The 953-nt window shown below is 54.7% G+C and carries 1 pseudogene; it reads right to left on the bottom strand.

The features are described from left to right. A pseudogene (locus tag DW947_RS21390) lies at nt 1-953 on the bottom strand (DNA methylase); the annotation flags it as partial.

Below are 953 nucleotides of genomic sequence, written 5' to 3'. Positions count from 1 at the left end.
TCGCCCGGCTGGTATGTCCCCAAATCAGAGAAAACGAACTGCGTGCCTTTCTGCGCGTCGTATTTTTGATAATACTCCGCGATTATTTTGGCACAGTGGCTCGCCTTGTTGTCGGGGTGGTCTTCGTAATGCGGGTCTATCATGCGCATGTCGAGTGCCATCTTCCGGGCATAGTCCGTGGCGATAAGCATCTTCGCCTTTTCCTCCGTTTCCGAAAGCGGCAGTCTGCCCAACAGGGTGGCGTCGCCCGTCTTGGCGAATTGCATCAGCTTCTGTATGAAGTCCTCCTGCTCCGGCGTGGGCGGTATGTGGTGCAGTATCTCGTTTTTGTTGGGACGGTCCACGCCCACATCCTCCGCCGTGCGGTAGTCCGTGATTTCATTATAGAAGGCGGCAAGCTCCGGCACTTTGATGAAGTAGCGGAAACGCTCCTTCTGCACCACGTTGTTCGTCACGTTGAACTCAAAATCCGTTGTCTTCTTGGCAAATATCGCCGCCCAAGCGTCGAAACATCGAATGTCCTGCCGTTCCAGCTCCTTCGGGCGCAGGTACTTGAACAGCAGGTACAGCTCAGTCAGCGAGTTGCTGATAGTCGTGCCGGAGAGGAAGGTCGCACCCAAGTCCTTGCCCGTGCGCTCCTGTATGGTGCGGATAGCAAAGAGCATGTTAAGTGCCTTCTGGCTTCCCTCGCTGTTTCCCAATCCCGCCACACGGTCGTGGCGCGTGTTGAAAGTCAGATTCTTGAACTGGTGCGATTCATCAATGAAAATGTGGTCGATGCCCATCTGCTTGAAGTCCACCACGTCGTCCGTGCGTGACTTTATGGCGTGTTCCACCTTCTCCAATTTCGCTTCAAGGTTATGCTTGCGCTTCTCCAGACCTTTCAGCATCGCCCGCGATACGTTCTTTCCCTGCTGCCGTAGCACTTCGAGGTTTTCCTCCACCGTGTCAAG

The sequence above is a fragment of the Bacteroides sp. AM44-19 genome (assembly GCF_003603395.1).
GTDB classification, from domain to species: Bacteria; Bacteroidota; Bacteroidia; order Bacteroidales; family Bacteroidaceae; genus Bacteroides; species Bacteroides uniformis.
The sequence above is the reverse complement of the archived record's forward strand: the minus strand, read 5'-3'. Positions and strand labels throughout refer to the sequence as shown.